The organism is Myxococcus sp. AM010, from assembly GCF_013372585.1.
GTDB lineage: Bacteria > Myxococcota > Myxococcia > Myxococcales > Myxococcaceae > Myxococcus > Myxococcus vastator.
Genome location: NZ_JABXEO010000020.1, coordinates 87,459 through 100,886 on the forward strand (window position 1 = coordinate 87,459; position 13,428 = coordinate 100,886).

Here is a 13,428-nt window from a genome sequence, read left to right on the forward strand (position 1 = left end):
TGCAGGGTATGCCGCGCCCAGGCCGAGCGGCCCGCCCTTTTCACCGGCCTGTGCGCTGGAAGTCCAATGAAATGACGTTGCCCTCCTGGCGGGCCTCGAACGGCGCGGACTGCCGGAGCTCGATGGTGATGCGCACATCCCGCCCGGACGCGCTCGGGTCCACCCGGCTCACCGGCGTCGCGAAGAAGGACGTGTCCAGCGGCAGCGTGTTGTTGCTGGCGTCCACGCGGGTGTTCTCCAGCTCCAGCACCACGGAGCGGCCCTGCTCCGACACGGAGTAGCTGACCGGCTCATTGGTGCGGATGAACACACGCGAGGCCCCCGGCTGCTGCTGGAAGCCCACCAGCGTCAGCGTCTTGCGGCGCGAGGACACCGCGCCGGAGCTGCTCGGCCGGGACGGCTCCACCGCCTGCTGCTGGCGGCGCTCCCGGGACGCACGCGCCTCGGCCTGACGCTGACGGCGCTCCTCGGCGGCGGCCTCCTGCTGAGCGCGGCGCTCCGCCGCAGCGGCCCGCGCGGCGGCACGACGCTCCTCGGCGGCGGACTGCTGAGCGACCTGCCGCTGCTCGGCCTCGGCCCGGGCCGCCGCCTTGCGACGCTCCAGCTCCTCGGCGGCGGCCTGCTGCTGGGCCCGGCGCTCGTCGGCGGCGGAGGCCTGCGCGGACGCGCGCGCGGCCTCCTCCTGGCGCTTGCGCTCCGCCGCAGCGGCCTCTTCCTGGCGCCGCTGCTCGTCGGCGGAGGCCTGCGCGGAGGCACGCGAAGCCTCCTCCTGGCGCTTGCGGTCCGCCTCGGCCCGAGCCTGCTCCTCCTGCTGACGCTGAGCGGCGGCCCGCGCTTCCTCCTGACGATTCGCCTCCGCCTCCGCGTCACGCTTCGCGGCGGCGGCGGCTTCGGCGGAAGCCTGCGCCTGGGCCTCACGCTCGGCGCGAGCCGCGGCGGCGGCCTCCGCGGCGGCCTGCTCCTGGGCCTGACGCTCCGCCGCGGCGGCAGCGGCGGCCTCCGCGGCGCCGCTCCCCGCCTGGGGCTGCTCGGTGTCCGGCGCCTGCGCCACGGCCTGACCTCCGCCGCCCGCGACGCGGACGACGAGCTGGTTGCCATTGGCCTGGATGTCCGCCTCCACCTCGCGCTCGTAGCCGATGAGCACGCGCGCGATGGAGGACGCCTCGGAGCCATAGCTGGCGGTGCGGATGGCCGTCACCGTGCCGTTGCCCACCTGGATCTCCTCGGGAACGTCGGTGAAGACGGCCTCGGAGATGTCGATGACGAGCCGCGGCGGGTCCGTCATGGTGAACGTGGTGAAGTTGGCCTTCTGCGAGCCGGAGATGGTCACCGTCCCACCATTCACCTGCACCGCGGTGATGGTGTTCAGGTTCGTGGCCGGAGCCTGCGCGAGCGCCAAGAAGGGCACGAGCACCACACCGAGCAGCCACGCGGCAAACAGCTTCATCGACCACACCCCTTCACGTTGACAAAAGAGCGTGGAGGCTATCACGCACCAACGTGCCTCCAACTTTCCATCCAGACGCGTCTAGCGGAGCCGCGGAAGGCTCGGCGAGCGATACCGGTGGGTCCGCGCGTACTCGATGAGGTTCTTGATGTCGTAGCAGATCTGCCGAATGTCGTGCCCCATCGTCAGCTCGATGTGGCTGTTGCCCTTCACCGGGCGCCAGAGCAGGTACTCACTCTTCGCGGCGCGATACACGCTGCGCGTCGACTCCAGCGAGGCCAGCGGGTCCAGGTCCCCGAAGATGATGGCCATGGGAACCTCGATGCGACCGAAGCCCCGCTTGAAGTCGAAGCCGGTGCGGTAGCAGACCATCTCTCCCCGGCGAATCCACCGCGCGAACTGCTCCAGCACCCGGCGCGGCTCCCGCTCTCCACCTTCGCGGAGCAACCAGCGGATGTCATCCGCGCTCACCCGCTCCGGATTGATGAGACGGTTGAGCCGCGTGGTGAGCTGTTGATACAGCGGCGAGTCTTCCGCCTTCGCGAGCTGGCGCTCCAGCGACTTGAGGATGATGTCCACCGGCACCGCGTCGAAGCGCAGCGTCCGCCGCACCCGCGGCTTCAGCCGGCGGCCCAGGCCCTTGTTCAACACGCCCACGCCCCGCGCGAGCAGCGAGCGCCCCGCCCCCTCCACCTTGCCGCTCACGTTGAGGCTGGCGAGCGTCAGGTCGATCATCCCGGCCAGCAGGGGCGCGCCGTGCGCCACCAGGCGCAGCAGCATGAAGCCGCGGCCCAGGTCCGCCGGAGAGCCGATGGTGATGAGGCCCTCGAAGTCGTTGTGGATGCCGGCGTAGCCGTAGCCCAGCATCCCGCCCATGGAGTGGCCGCAGTAGAAGATGCGCTCGCGCCGGGTGATGCGCTTCACGCCGGAGACCGCCGCTGGCAGGTCGTAGAGGAAGTAGCTGTCGATGTCCCAGCCGTAGTCGATGTCCGGCGGCAGGGGGCGCTTGAAGCGGTCGGCCCGCTCCTTCTGGAACGCGATGGAGCTCTTGCCGTGGCCCCGCAGCTCCAGGATGTGGATGTCCACCCCGAAGAAGAGCAGGTTCTTGACGAACTGCCCGCTGGTCCAGGTGTGCCGGTTCTGTGAGAAACCGTGCACCAGCAGCAGGGGCTCACCAAACAACGGTTGCGCGAAAGGCTGCTTCACCGGACGGTAGCGGGTGATGACCAGCGACCAGCCGTCCGCCGTCTCCACGACGTACTTCGTCTTCGAGTAAAGCGCCCTGAAGTCGACTTCGTCGATGGAGGGGATGGGCGGCCCCGATGTCGCGGCGGCTCTCCAGTCCGGCAGGCGCATGCCTAGAATCTACGGCGGCTGATGCATCGCGCCAAGGTTTCGATACAGGCGAGCCTTCATCATCCCGACAAGGAACAGTGAACCTGTACAAAGGACGAGGTCATCCGCGGCTGCCCGCTCGCGCGCCGCGGCGAGGGCCGCGTCCGCGTCCGGCCAGGCAGTCACGTCCGCGCACAACGCGCGCGCCTCCGCCAGGTAGGCCTCGGGAGGCAGCGAGCGAGGCGTCTCCAGAGGCGTGAGCTGCACCGAGGCGCACTCGGGAAGCAGCGCTCGCAGCATCGGTCCCCGGTCCTTGTCCCCCACCACGCCGAAGACGAGGTGGATGCGACGCCCCGGGTAGAGGTCACCCAGCGACGCGAGCAGCACCTCCACGCCCGCTGGGTTGTGCGCGCCGTCCAGCAGGAGGACGGGCTGCTGCCCCACCTCCTCCAATCGCCCCGGCCAGCACGCCGACGCCAGGCCCGCGCGCGCGGCCTCGGGCGGCACGGTGACGCGGCGCTCCTGCAAGGCCTCCAGGCAGGCGAGCGCCACCACCGCGTTCTGCCGTTGATGGGGCCCCCGCAGCGCGACGGACAGCCCCTCCAGGGACCAGGCCGCCCCGCGGTACGACAGGCCGCCGTCGGGCTGACGCTCGCCGGCGAAGTCACGCCCCTCCAGCCGCACCGGCGCCCCGACCTCCTCGGCCTTGCGGAGGATGGCCTCCAGGGCCTCCGGAGCCTGCCGCGCGACGACACACGGCACCCCGGGCTTGAGGATGCCCGCCTTCTCGCCGGCGATGGCCGCCAGCGTGTCGCCCAGGTACTCCATGTGGTCGAAGGACACGGGGGTAATCGCCGTCACCACCGGGCTGGCGGCGGTGGTGGCGTCCAGCCGGCCGCCCAGGCCCGTCTCCAGCACGGCCACGTCCACGCGGACCTGGGCGAAGTGCCACAGGGCCACCACGGTGCCGAACTCGAAGTACGTCATGGGCGAGGACACGGCGCTGGGGTAGCGCTCCAATACCTCCAGGATGCGCAGACCGAGGTCCGCGTCGGAGATGTCCTCGCTGTCCACGCGGATGCGCTCGTTGACGCGCACCAGATGCGGAGACGTGTAGAGGCCCACGCGGTGCCCGGCGGCATGAAGCGCCGCCGCGGTCATCGCACAGGTGCTGCCCTTCCCGTTCGTCCCGGCGACGTGGAGCGCCGGATACCGCCGCTCCGGATGTCCCAGGGCGGCCAGGGCCTCCTGCACGCGCTCCAACCCCAGCTTGATGCCGGAGGGGTTGAGCTTCGTGAAGAAGGCCAGCGCCTCCTCCGGTGTCCGGGGCGGGCTCAGCCCAGCAGCCCCAGGATCTGCCCCAGCTTCGCCCGCAGGTCCTTGCGGTGGATGATGGCGTCGATCATCCCGTGGTCCAGCAGGAACTCGGAGCGCTGGAAGCCCTCCGGCAGCTTCTGGCGGATGGTCTGCTCGATGACGCGCGGACCGGCGAACCCGATGAGGGCCTTGGGCTCGGCGAGGATGACGTCGCCCAGCCACGAGAAGGACGCGGCGACGCCGCCGGTGGTGGGGTTGAGCAGCACGGAGATGTACGGCCGCGTGCCGGTGCGGAAGCGGGCGATGGCCGCCGACGTCTTGGCCATCTGCATGAGGGAGAAGATGCCCTCCTGCATGCGCGCGCCGCCCGACGCGGAGAAGACGATGGCGGAGCACTTCAGCTCGTGCGCGCGCTCGAAGACGCGGGCCACCTTCTCACCCACCACCGAGCCCATGGAGCCGCCCATGAACTCAAAGACGAAGCAACCCACCGACACCTGGTGGCCCTGGATGCGGCCCACGCCGGAGATGAAGGCATCCGGCTCGCCCAGGTTCTTCCGGGAGGACTTGAGCCGGTCCTTGTACTTCTTCGAATCACTGAACCCGAGCGGGTCCTGCGGCTCCAGTTCCTTGTCGAACTCCTCGAAGCTGTCGGGGTCCAGCGTCGCCGCCAGCCGCGCGCGCGCCGCCCAGTAGTGGTGGTGCTCGCAGTGCGGACACACCATCCAGTTCTTCTCCAGCTCCTGGCGGTAGATGATCTCGTCGCACGTCTCGCACTTCGCCCACAGGCCCTCCATGCGGGACGGGCGGGGCTCGGCTTGCGGTTCGGTGTCGACGGCGATGCGCGGCTTCTTCGAAAACCAGGCCATGAGGTGGGCGGGGTTAATCCGGTCGCTTTCGGCCGTCAACCCCTCCGTATGGCGCGACGCGTCTACAGCTCGAAGATATCGCCCAGCTCCAGCACGTCCACCGGCAGCTCGGCCAGCTCCTTCTTGAGCTGCGACACGAAGGCGGGCTTGAGGTGGTACAGCAGCACCGAGGCGCCGTTGCGCTCGAACTTCTGGAGTTCCAGGCCCAGCGTGTGTGGCGTGAGGTGGCCGGAGATGTCGGCCAGCGACTGGAGCTTGTTGGGGAAGGACGTCTCCAGCAGCAGCGCCTTGAGGTTCTTCGTCTCGTTCAGCGCCTTCCACAGCTTGTCCGTGGGGCCGGTGTCGCCGCTCATCGCCAGGGCGCTCTTGCCGTTGGAGATGATGAAGCCACACGACTCCACGGGGTGGCTCACCGGCACGCTGCGCACGGTGTAGGGGCCCACCTGGAAGCTGCTCCCGGCCCGGAACGTCTTGATCTGCAGCACGGGCTGGCGCTTCGTCGGGATGCGGGTGAAGTCCGGCCAGAGCGCGTTGTTGAACATGTTGTCGCGCAGGGCCCGGGCGCACTCGCGCGAGGCGTGGATGGTGACCGGGGTGTCGCGCCGGCCGATGACCAGGTCCGCCATCAACGGCAGGTCCTTCACATGGTCGAAGTGGCTGTGCCCCACCAGGACGTGGTCCACGCGGCACAGCTCGTCCAGCGACAGCGTCCCCGTGAGCGCCCCCGCATCGAGCGCCAGCACGTCATCGACGAGGAAGCAGGTGCTCTTGCAGGTGGGTAGCTCGCCGCCGTGGCAGCCGAGGACTCGCAGCTTCACGCTAGAGGTCTCCGAACTTCCACTTCATCTCCAGGTATTGGAGGAAGTCGTGCAGCCCGGCCGTGTCCGGCACGGTCATCCGGTCCCCGTCCCGCTCGACCAGGCCGGAACGCTCCAGCCGGTCCACGATGGCGCGGACCGCGGGCTCGCCCACGCCAATCTGGCGCGGCAGCTCCCGCACCGCGAAGTCGATCTCCACGCCCTCGTCCAGGGGCCGGCCCCGGTGCTGGCAGGCCTGGAGAATCCGGTGCACCACCCGGCTGGCCGGGTCGTTGTGCAGCAGGTTCTCGAGTTGGGCGTCCGCCTCGGAGAGGCGCTCCGCCAGCTTCTTGATCATCCGGACGGCGATCTCCGCGTTGCCGCGGATCATCCCCTCGAACGTCTTGGGGTCGATGACCAGCAGCCTCGCGTCCTCGTTGACCGTGGCCGAGGCATTGCGCGGCTTGTTGGAGATGATGGCCATCTCCCCGAAGAATTCACCGGGCCCCAGGACGGCGAGGACCTTCTCGACGTCGCGGACTCGCTTGGAGATGGCCACCCGTCCCGCTTGGATGACAAACATCTCCTTGCCGGCCTCTCCCTCATGGAAGAGCTCGGTGCCCTGGGGGAACTCCTTACCGAAACGTTGAAAGAGGGTTTCCTCAGCGCCCATCCTGCAAAGGAGTCAATCAGCCCACACTCGCCGGGTCAAATTCCCTTTTCTGTGCGCGACGGTGGGACACCCGCCACGCCACGCGAGACACCGGCGCGGGGGCCGGGTAGAAGGCCGCCCGTGGGAACGACCTACAAGCAGTCCGGAGTAGACATCGAGGCCGGCGACGCGTTCGTCGAGCGCATCAAGCCCCATGCCGCGCGCACCCTGCGCCCTGAAGTCATGGGCGGAGTCGGTGGATTTGGCGGTCTGTTCGCCCTGCCGCCAGGCAAGTACCAGCAGCCGGTGCTGGTGGCCGGCACGGACGGGGTGGGCACCAAGCTGAAGGTGGCCTTCGCCGCCGGACGCCATGGGACGGTGGGCATCGACCTGGTGGCCATGTCGGTGAACGACATCCTCACCTGCGGCGCCGAGCCCCTCTTCTTCCTCGACTACTTCGCCACCGGGCGCCTGGAGGTCGACGACGCCGCCGAGGTGGTGAAGGGCATCGCCCTGGGCTGCGAGCAGGCCGGCTGCGCCCTGCTGGGCGGCGAGACGGCGGAGATGCCGGGCTTCTACGCGCGTGGCGAATACGACCTCGCGGGCTTCTGCGTGGGCGTGGTGGAGCGCGCCGCCATCATCGATGGCAAGAGCGTGAAGCCGGGTGACGCGCTCATCGGGCTCCCCTCCTCCGGCCTGCACAGCAACGGCTATTCGCTGGCGCGCAAGGTGCTGCTGGACGACGGGAAGCTGGCCCTGGACGCGACGCCCGAGGGCCTGGACCGGCCGCTGGTGGACGCGCTGCTGGAGCCCACGCGCATCTACGTGAAGGACGTCCTGGCGCTGCTCCAGGCCGTGAAGGTGAAGGGCCTGGCGCACATCACCGGCAGCGGCATCCCGGGCAACCTGCCCCGCTGCCTGCCGGACGGCACGCGCGCGGTGCTGAGCGAGCAGACGTGGCCCAAGCCGCCCATCTTCGACCTCATCGCGAAGCTGGGCAGCGTGGCCCGCGACGAGATGTTCAGCACGTTCAACATGGGCCTGGGGCTCATCCTCGTCGTGGCGAAGGAGGACGTCGCCCAGGCGCTGAGCGTGCTGAGCGGCCGGGGCGCGCGGGCCTTCGAGGTCGGTCGCGTGGAGGCGGGCCAGGGCGAGGCCACGGCGGTCATCGACCCATGAGCGGCCAGCGGGTCCGCCTGGGCGTGCTCGTGTCCGGCAGCGGGAGCAATCTGCAGGCGCTGCTGGATGTGTGCGCGCGCGCGGACTTCCCCGCCGAGGTGGCCTGCGTGGTGTCCAACGTCCCCACCGCCTTCGCCCTGGAGCGGGCGCGAAAGGCGGGGGTGACGGCCACGGTGGTGGACCACAAGGCCCACGCGACGAAGGCGGACTTCGAGAAGGCCCTGCTGGACGCGCTGCGCGGGGCGAACGTGGAGTGGGTGTGCCTTGCGGGGTTCATGCGCTTGTTGAGCGCGGACTTCCTGGGCCACTACGCGGGGCGGGTGCTGAACATCCACCCGTCGCTGCTGCCCGCCTTCCCGGGCCTGCATGCGCCGCGACAGGCGCTGGAGCGCGGCGTGAAGGTGGCAGGGTGCACGGTGCACTTCGTGGACGCGGGCACCGACACGGGGCCCATCATCGCGCAGGCGGCCGTGCCGGTGCTGCCGGAAGACGACGAGAAGGCGCTCAGCGCGCGAATCCTCGCGGAGGAGCACCGGCTCTACCCGCTGGCCGTGCGGCTCGCGGTGACGGGCAAGGTGACGCTGGACGCGGCGCGCACGCGCGTGGACGCGCGGGCCACGGTGGGCGAGCTGGCGCTTCGCAATCCCGGCGCGACGGTCGACCCGGCGTGAGCGAGCGCGCCCCGCCCTCACGCGACGAGCGCATCGCCGCGCTCCGGGAAGCCCGCGTGGTGCTGGTCAGCGCCTGCCTGCTGGGCGAGGCCTGCCGGTACGACGGCCGCTGCCAGCGCTCCGAGCGCGTCCTCGCGGCGCTGGCGGACAAGGACGTCGTCCCCGTGTGCCCGGAGGTGGCCTCGGGCCTGCCCGTGCCGCGCCCGCCCGTGGACCTGCGCGGAGGCACGGGGGTGGACGTCTGGGCCGGGCGGGCCACCGCTGTCGAGCGCGCCGAGGGCATCGACCGGACGGAGGCCTTCCAACGGGGCGCCCGGCTCGCGCTCGACGCGGCCCGACGCTTCGGCGCGACGGTGGCGCTGCTGAAGGAGAAGAGCCCGTCGTGCGGAAGCCAGCGGGTCTACGAGTCCGGCCAGCTCCGCTCGGGCGAAGGCATCACCACGGCGCTGCTTCGCGCGGACGGCATCACCGTCCTCTGCGACGAGGACCTTTAGCGACAGCCCCTACCCGCGACGCGCCGGCAGCGTCCACGTGTCATGAGGCAGCGGCGCGAAGAGCGCCTCCACCATGTCTTCGGTCACCTCCGCCAGCGTGGTGGGCCGCCAGTGCGGCTTGTTGTCCTTGTCCACGAGCACCGCGCGGATGCCCTCACGGAAGTCCGGCCGCGCCGTCATCGTCTGGCTGAGCCGGTACTCCACGTTGGCCATCTCGTCGTAGCCGCGGGTGCGCCCCATCCGGAGCTGGCGCAGCGTCACCTTCAAGCTGGCCGGGCACCTGTGGAGCAACGTGGCCCACGTCTCCTGGGCCCACTGCGTGCCCTCCAGCTCCAGCGCCTGCTGGATGTCGTCCACGCGCTCGGCCGCGAAGCACCGGTCGACGGCCGCGTGCTGCACGCTCAGCGGCGACGTGCCCGCGTCCGCGTGGAAGCCGGCCAGCACCGTGTCCACCACGGTGCTCGCCGCGCCGGTGCCCCAGGGCGCGCGCACCAGCGCGTCCAGCACCGCGTCCAGCCGCGCGGACTCCACGTGGTGCGTGGCGTAGCCCAGCCACATCGCGTCCGCCGCGTCGCACCGGGCGCCCGTGAGGCCCAGGTACGTGCCCGACTCACCCGGGAAGCGCGGCAGGAACCAGCCGCCGCCCACGTCCGGAAAGAGGCCAATGGCCGTCTCCGGCATGGCCAGCACCAGCTTCTCGGTGACGACCCGGTGGGTGCCGTGAATCGACAGGCCGAGCCCGCCGCCCATGCAGACGCCGTCCACCAGCGCGATGAACGGCTTGCCCAAGTAGTGGATGCGGTGGTTCAGCCCGTACTCGGCGCGGAAGAACTCGCGAGACACCCGCTCCTCCGCTTCAACGGACGCATCCCCCACCGACAGCGCCACCGCGCGCACGTCTCCACCCGCGCAGAAGGCCCGGCCGCCAGCGCCCCGGATGATGACGGCCTGGATGGCCGGGTCCGCCGCCCAGGCGTCGAGCGCCGGGTGCAGCTTGCGGCACATGCCCAGGGTCAGCGCGTTCAGGGCCTTGGGCCGGTTCAGGGTCACCACGCCTACCGCGCCACGCGTCTCGAGCAGGAGGTCGTCCGTCATGGCGCCGGGGATATCAGGCGAGCAGCCCCTTTGGGTGGATTCATTGGCCCGCCGCCGGGACGGACGCGCTATGGGGAACGCATGACCTCCGCACTGGCGCCCCTGCGTGCCGTCGTCTTCGACATGGACGGCACCCTCGTCGACAACATGCAGTTCCACAACGAGGCCTGGGTCTCGTTCGCTCGGAAGCTGGGCTTGCCGCTGACCGCCGGCGACTTCCAGAGCCGCTTCGCCGGCAGGAAGAACGAGGAGATCATCCCCCAGCTGCTCGGCCGCCCGGTGGCCCCGGATGAAGTGGAGCGCATCGCCGAGGAGAAGGAGCACCACTACCGCACCCTGTACCGGCCGCACCTGAAGCTGCACCAGGGCGCGGAGGCCTTCATCCAGCGCCTGCGGGAGGCCCACGTCCCAGCGGCCATCGCCACCGCCGCGCCCCAGGGCAACCGCGAGCTGGTGCTGGACGGGCTCGGCATCCGGCCCCTCTTCGCGAGCATCGTCGGCGCCGAACAGGTGACGCGTGGCAAGCCCGCCCCGGACATCTTCCTGGCCGCCGCCAAGGCGCTGGGCGTGGCCCCCACCGAGTGCCTCGCCTTCGAGGACGCTGTCCTGGGCATCATGTCCGCCCGCGAAGCCGGCATGACGGTGGTGGGATTGACCACCGCCGCGCCGGAGGCCGACCTCCGCGAGGCCGGCGCGCACTGGGTGGTCCAGGACTTCACCCAGCTGCCGCCCGAGCTGGAGCAGCGCCTCTTCAGCGCCCAGGCCCGCTGACCCGCCCCCCGCGGGCGCGCCGTGGTGAAAAGGGCGCCAGCGGCGGGCACGTTGTGTAGTGTTGCCCGCCTCATGGCGACGTCCTCTGCCAAGCTCAAGCTCCCCGCCGGGCCGTCCCGGCATGTCTACGACGTCATCGTGCTCGGCAGTCAGCTGGGCGGTGCGCTCGCGGCGGCCCTCCTGGCGAAGCGCAACCACCGCGTCCTGCTGGTGGAGCACGACGGAATGGGGCCGGGCTACGAGCACGGCGGCTACGTGCTCCCCTACGCCCCCTTCGTCGCGCCGCCGCTCAAGGCCATGCCCGCGGTGGAGGAGGCCCTCACGGAGCTGGGCCTCAACGCCAACGTCCAGCGCACGCTGCGGCCCCACGCGCCGGAGCTGCAGCTCCTCATGTCCCGCAGCCGCATGGACCTCCATGGTGATGCCGCCCGCCGCAAGGCCGAGGTGACGCGCGAGCTGGGCGAGGAAGGCGAAGCCCTGCTGGGCACCCTGGCCGGCGCCGCCGCGCAGCACGAAGCCAGTGATGCCTTCTTCAAGGCGGGCCCCGCCCTGCCGCCGGACGGCTTCTTCGAGGGCTGGGGCCTGAAGAAGCTCATCCGGGCGCATCCGGGCCTGGAGACGCCGCCCCGGCTCACGGGAGACAGCGCGTCGGTGTCCCTGGTGCGGGGACTGCTGCCCTTCGTCACCCACCTGGACCGTCCGGAGGCGCCCCTGGCGCTGACGCGGGCCATGTCCCAGGTGCTGTCGACCCCTTCCTACTTCCCCGGCGGACACGAAGGCCTGCGCGAGGTGCTCGCGCGCCGCGTGGCGGAGCTGGGTGGAGACGTGCTCGGGCGCGACAACCCGGCGGGCTTCATCGTGGAGGAGCTGGCCTTCGACGGCAGCAAGTTCGCGGGCATGAAGCTGATGCGCTCGGACACGATGTACCGCGCGTCCTGCCTGGTGGCGGCCACGGACGCGGGCGCGCTGCGGCGGCTGGTGACGGACAAGAAGCACCACCGCGGGCTGCTGGAGCACCTGGACCAGTCCAACACCAAGTCCCTGCTCTTCACCGTGAACTGGGTGGTGCCGGAGTCGGCGCTGCCTCGCGGCCTGGGTGAGCTGGCCCTGCTGGACACGGGCGACGCGGAGCTGGGCCCCGTGCTGCTCCAGATCCAGCCCGCGCGCGCGACACAGGCGCACGGCGGCAAGGAGGCCAAGGCGACGGAAGGGCTGCGCGTGGTGTGCGCCGGCGCCTTCGTCCCGGCCTCGGCGCGGGACCTGGGCGAGGAGCACCTGCAGGGCCTGGCGACGCGCATCGACGAATACCTGGACGCGCTGATGCCCTTCACCGCCCAGCACCGCGTGCTGCGCTCGGCCCCCTACCTGGACGCCGGCGGGGTCCGTGGCAGCCGGCTGATGCCGCACCCCTTGTTCAGCTTCGAATCGGAAGCCTTCCTGGGTGTCACGGGTTTGGCCCAGCGCACGCCGGCCAAGAACATCCTGCTCGCCAACCGCGAGGTCCTCCCCGGGCTGGGGCTGGAAGGCGAGCTGCTCTCGGGCATCCGGGCCGCGCGGCTGGTGCAGGACATGTTGAAGAAGAAGGATCCGCTCAAGGGCTGATCCAGGATCTAAGGCTGGATTTCCAGGCCGTTCTCTGGCAGGTTCCGCCGCTCTTTTAATCGGCAGGCGTCCAACGCCCCAGTTTTCAAGGAGTTAGAGGTCATGGCGTGGAAGTGTGACTTGTGTGGCAAGCGTCCGCTGGTGGGTAACAACGTCAGCCACGCGAACAACAAGACGAAGAAGCGGACCCTGCCGAATCTCCAGAAGGTTCGGGCCAGCGTTCAGGGCAGCACCCAGCGCGTTCTCGCGTGCACCCGCTGCATCAAGGCGGGCAAGGTAACGAAGGCCGCTTGAGGTCCTCTCGCTCGAAGGGGGGCATGACGCGCGTCTCACCACGGCGACTGCCCCCCACGAGCGGATTCATCCCGTTTCGTGCGGTTCGTGCCGCATTTCCCTTTCCGGAAAGCGGCGTGAGCCGTCGCGGAGGGCTTGCGGGCGCGCATCCTGGCGAGCCTGCCTTGGGGCCTTGGCCTCACCTCCAGCGCTGAACCTCGCGGTCCTGGGGTGAATGTCTCGTCGTCAACTGGCGCGAGGTGTCAAGTCGGACTAGGTAAGCTGGCACCGTGAGCAGCGTCAATCTGATGGCCCGTGAAGTGGCCGCGAAAATCGTCTTCTATGGACCGGGCCTTTCCGGGAAGACGACCTCGCTGAGGAAGATCTACGAGACGGTCCGCCCCGCACACCGCGGCGAGATGATGTCCATCGCCACGGAGGGGGACCGGACGCTCTTCTTCGACTTCCTTCCCGTGAAGGTGGAGCGCGTGGGCGATTGCTCCGTGCGACTGGCGCTCTACACCGTGCCGGGACAGGTCTTCTACAACGCCACCCGCAAGCTGGTGCTCCAGGGCGCCGACGGCGTGGTGTTCGTGGCGGACTCGCAGCCAGAGGCCATGGACGCCAACCGCGAGTCCCTGGCCAACCTGGAGGAGAACCTCTTCGAGCACGGCATCCGCCTGGACCGCTTCCCGCTGGTGATGCAGTGGAACAAGCGGGACCTGGACGGCGTGCTGCCCGTGGAGGAGCTCCGCAAGGAGCTCAACCCCCGGGGTGTCCCGGAGTTGGAGACGTCCGCCGCCAATGGCCGCGGGGTGCTCGACACGCTCAAGGCCATCACCCGGCTGGTCATCAAGGACCTGCGCGCCAAGCGCATCGTCCCGCCGCCCCGCCCCGCCACCGGCGCACAGCCCGCGGGCCTGGAG

At 70.3% G+C, this 13,428-nt stretch carries 13 protein-coding genes and 1 pseudogene; 7 read left to right on the forward strand and 7 right to left on the reverse strand.

Features of this window, described 5'->3' with window-relative positions:
• Positions 1 to 40: 40 nt before the first annotated feature.
• The 6 genes from HV826_RS12965 to HV826_RS12990 all read right to left on the reverse strand — a co-directional run bounded on the left by HV826_RS12965 (position 41) and on the right by HV826_RS12990 (position 6,438).
• Positions 41 to 1,510: an AMIN domain-containing protein gene (locus tag HV826_RS12965; protein WP_176417325.1), complete on the reverse strand. Its 1,470-nt coding sequence runs from the start codon at positions 1,508 to 1,510 to the stop codon at positions 41 to 43.
• Between the two features lie 18 nt (positions 1,511 to 1,528).
• On the reverse strand, positions 1,529 to 2,803 hold the full coding sequence (locus HV826_RS12970) for an alpha/beta fold hydrolase (protein WP_176417326.1): 1,275 nt from the start codon (positions 2,801 to 2,803) through the stop codon (positions 1,529 to 1,531).
• Between the two features lie 9 nt (positions 2,804 to 2,812).
• The gene (locus HV826_RS12975; protein WP_176417327.1) at positions 2,813 to 4,045 is read right to left on the reverse strand and encodes a folylpolyglutamate synthase/dihydrofolate synthase family protein; all 1,233 of its coding nucleotides are present in this window, start codon (positions 4,043 to 4,045) and stop codon (positions 2,813 to 2,815) included.
• Between the two features lie 71 nt (positions 4,046 to 4,116).
• On the reverse strand, positions 4,117 to 4,968 hold the full coding sequence (gene accD, locus HV826_RS12980) for an acetyl-CoA carboxylase, carboxyltransferase subunit beta (protein WP_176417328.1): 852 nt from the start codon (positions 4,966 to 4,968) through the stop codon (positions 4,117 to 4,119).
• 62 nt (positions 4,969 to 5,030) lie between these two features.
• Entirely contained in the window at positions 5,031 to 5,786 is a 756-nt protein-coding gene (locus HV826_RS12985; protein ID WP_176417329.1) for a 3',5'-cyclic-nucleotide phosphodiesterase, read from the reverse strand.
• A 1-nt stretch (position 5,787) separates the two neighbouring features.
• Positions 5,788 to 6,438, reverse strand: coding sequence for a Crp/Fnr family transcriptional regulator (locus tag HV826_RS12990; RefSeq protein ID WP_176417330.1), 651 nt, complete (start codon positions 6,436 to 6,438; stop codon positions 5,788 to 5,790).
• Between the two features lie 120 nt (positions 6,439 to 6,558).
• Here HV826_RS12990 and purM point away from each other — a divergent pair, with 120 nt between their 5' ends.
• Genes purM through HV826_RS13005 form a run of 3 tightly spaced genes read left to right on the forward strand, consistent with a single transcriptional unit; the run spans position 6,559 to position 8,761 of the window.
• A complete protein-coding gene (gene purM, locus HV826_RS12995) occupies positions 6,559 to 7,596 on the forward strand; it encodes a phosphoribosylformylglycinamidine cyclo-ligase (RefSeq protein ID WP_176417331.1) in 1,038 nt (345 codons plus the stop codon).
• On the forward strand, positions 7,593 to 8,267 hold the full coding sequence (purN, locus tag HV826_RS13000) for a phosphoribosylglycinamide formyltransferase (protein ID WP_176417332.1): 675 nt from the start codon (positions 7,593 to 7,595) through the stop codon (positions 8,265 to 8,267). The genes purM and purN overlap by 4 nt, the downstream gene beginning before the upstream one ends.
• On the forward strand, positions 8,264 to 8,761 hold the full coding sequence (locus HV826_RS13005) for a DUF523 domain-containing protein (protein WP_368670907.1): 498 nt from the start codon (positions 8,264 to 8,266) through the stop codon (positions 8,759 to 8,761). Before purN ends, HV826_RS13005 begins: the two co-directional genes overlap by 4 nt.
• Before the next feature lie 9 nt (positions 8,762 to 8,770).
• Here the strand turns inward: HV826_RS13005 and HV826_RS13010 are convergent, their stop codons facing one another.
• Positions 8,771 to 9,856: an enoyl-CoA hydratase/isomerase family protein gene (locus HV826_RS13010; protein ID WP_176417333.1), complete on the reverse strand. Its 1,086-nt coding sequence runs from the start codon at positions 9,854 to 9,856 to the stop codon at positions 8,771 to 8,773.
• An 81-nt stretch (positions 9,857 to 9,937) separates the two neighbouring features.
• On the opposite strand from HV826_RS13010, the gene HV826_RS13015 reads away from it, so the two are divergent.
• The 4 genes and pseudogenes from HV826_RS13015 to HV826_RS13030 form a co-directional block, all read left to right on the forward strand.
• Positions 9,938 to 10,627, forward strand: a complete 690-nt coding sequence (locus HV826_RS13015; protein ID WP_176417334.1) for an HAD family phosphatase — start codon at positions 9,938 to 9,940, stop codon at positions 10,625 to 10,627.
• Positions 10,628 to 10,699: 72 nt separating this feature from the next.
• Entirely contained in the window at positions 10,700 to 12,229 is a 1,530-nt protein-coding gene (locus HV826_RS13020) for an NAD(P)-binding protein (protein WP_176417335.1), read from the forward strand.
• A 102-nt stretch (positions 12,230 to 12,331) separates the two neighbouring features.
• The gene (rpmB, locus tag HV826_RS13025) at positions 12,332 to 12,523 is read left to right on the forward strand and encodes a 50S ribosomal protein L28 (RefSeq protein WP_163784574.1); all 192 of its coding nucleotides are present in this window, start codon (positions 12,332 to 12,334) and stop codon (positions 12,521 to 12,523) included.
• Between the two features lie 269 nt (positions 12,524 to 12,792).
• A pseudogene (locus tag HV826_RS13030) lies at positions 12,793 to 13,428 on the forward strand (ATP/GTP-binding protein); the annotation flags it as partial.

Coding starts and splice junctions, on each gene's coding strand:
- HV826_RS12970 (WP_176417326.1), bottom strand. CDS start 2,803: ATGCGCCTGCCGGACTGGAGAGCCGCCGCGACATCGGGGCCGCCCATC.
- accD (WP_176417328.1), bottom strand. CDS start 4,968: ATGGCCTGGTTTTCGAAGAAGCCGCGCATCGCCGTCGACACCGAACCG.
- HV826_RS12990 (WP_176417330.1), bottom strand. CDS start 6,438: ATGGGCGCTGAGGAAACCCTCTTTCAACGTTTCGGTAAGGAGTTCCCC.
- purN (WP_176417332.1), top strand. CDS start 7,593: ATGAGCGGCCAGCGGGTCCGCCTGGGCGTGCTCGTGTCCGGCAGCGGG.
- HV826_RS13010 (WP_176417333.1), bottom strand. CDS start 9,856: ATGACGGACGACCTCCTGCTCGAGACGCGTGGCGCGGTAGGCGTGGTG.
- HV826_RS13015 (WP_176417334.1), top strand. CDS start 9,938: ATGACCTCCGCACTGGCGCCCCTGCGTGCCGTCGTCTTCGACATGGAC.
- HV826_RS13020 (WP_176417335.1), top strand. CDS start 10,700: ATGGCGACGTCCTCTGCCAAGCTCAAGCTCCCCGCCGGGCCGTCCCGG.
- rpmB (WP_163784574.1), top strand. CDS start 12,332: ATGGCGTGGAAGTGTGACTTGTGTGGCAAGCGTCCGCTGGTGGGTAAC.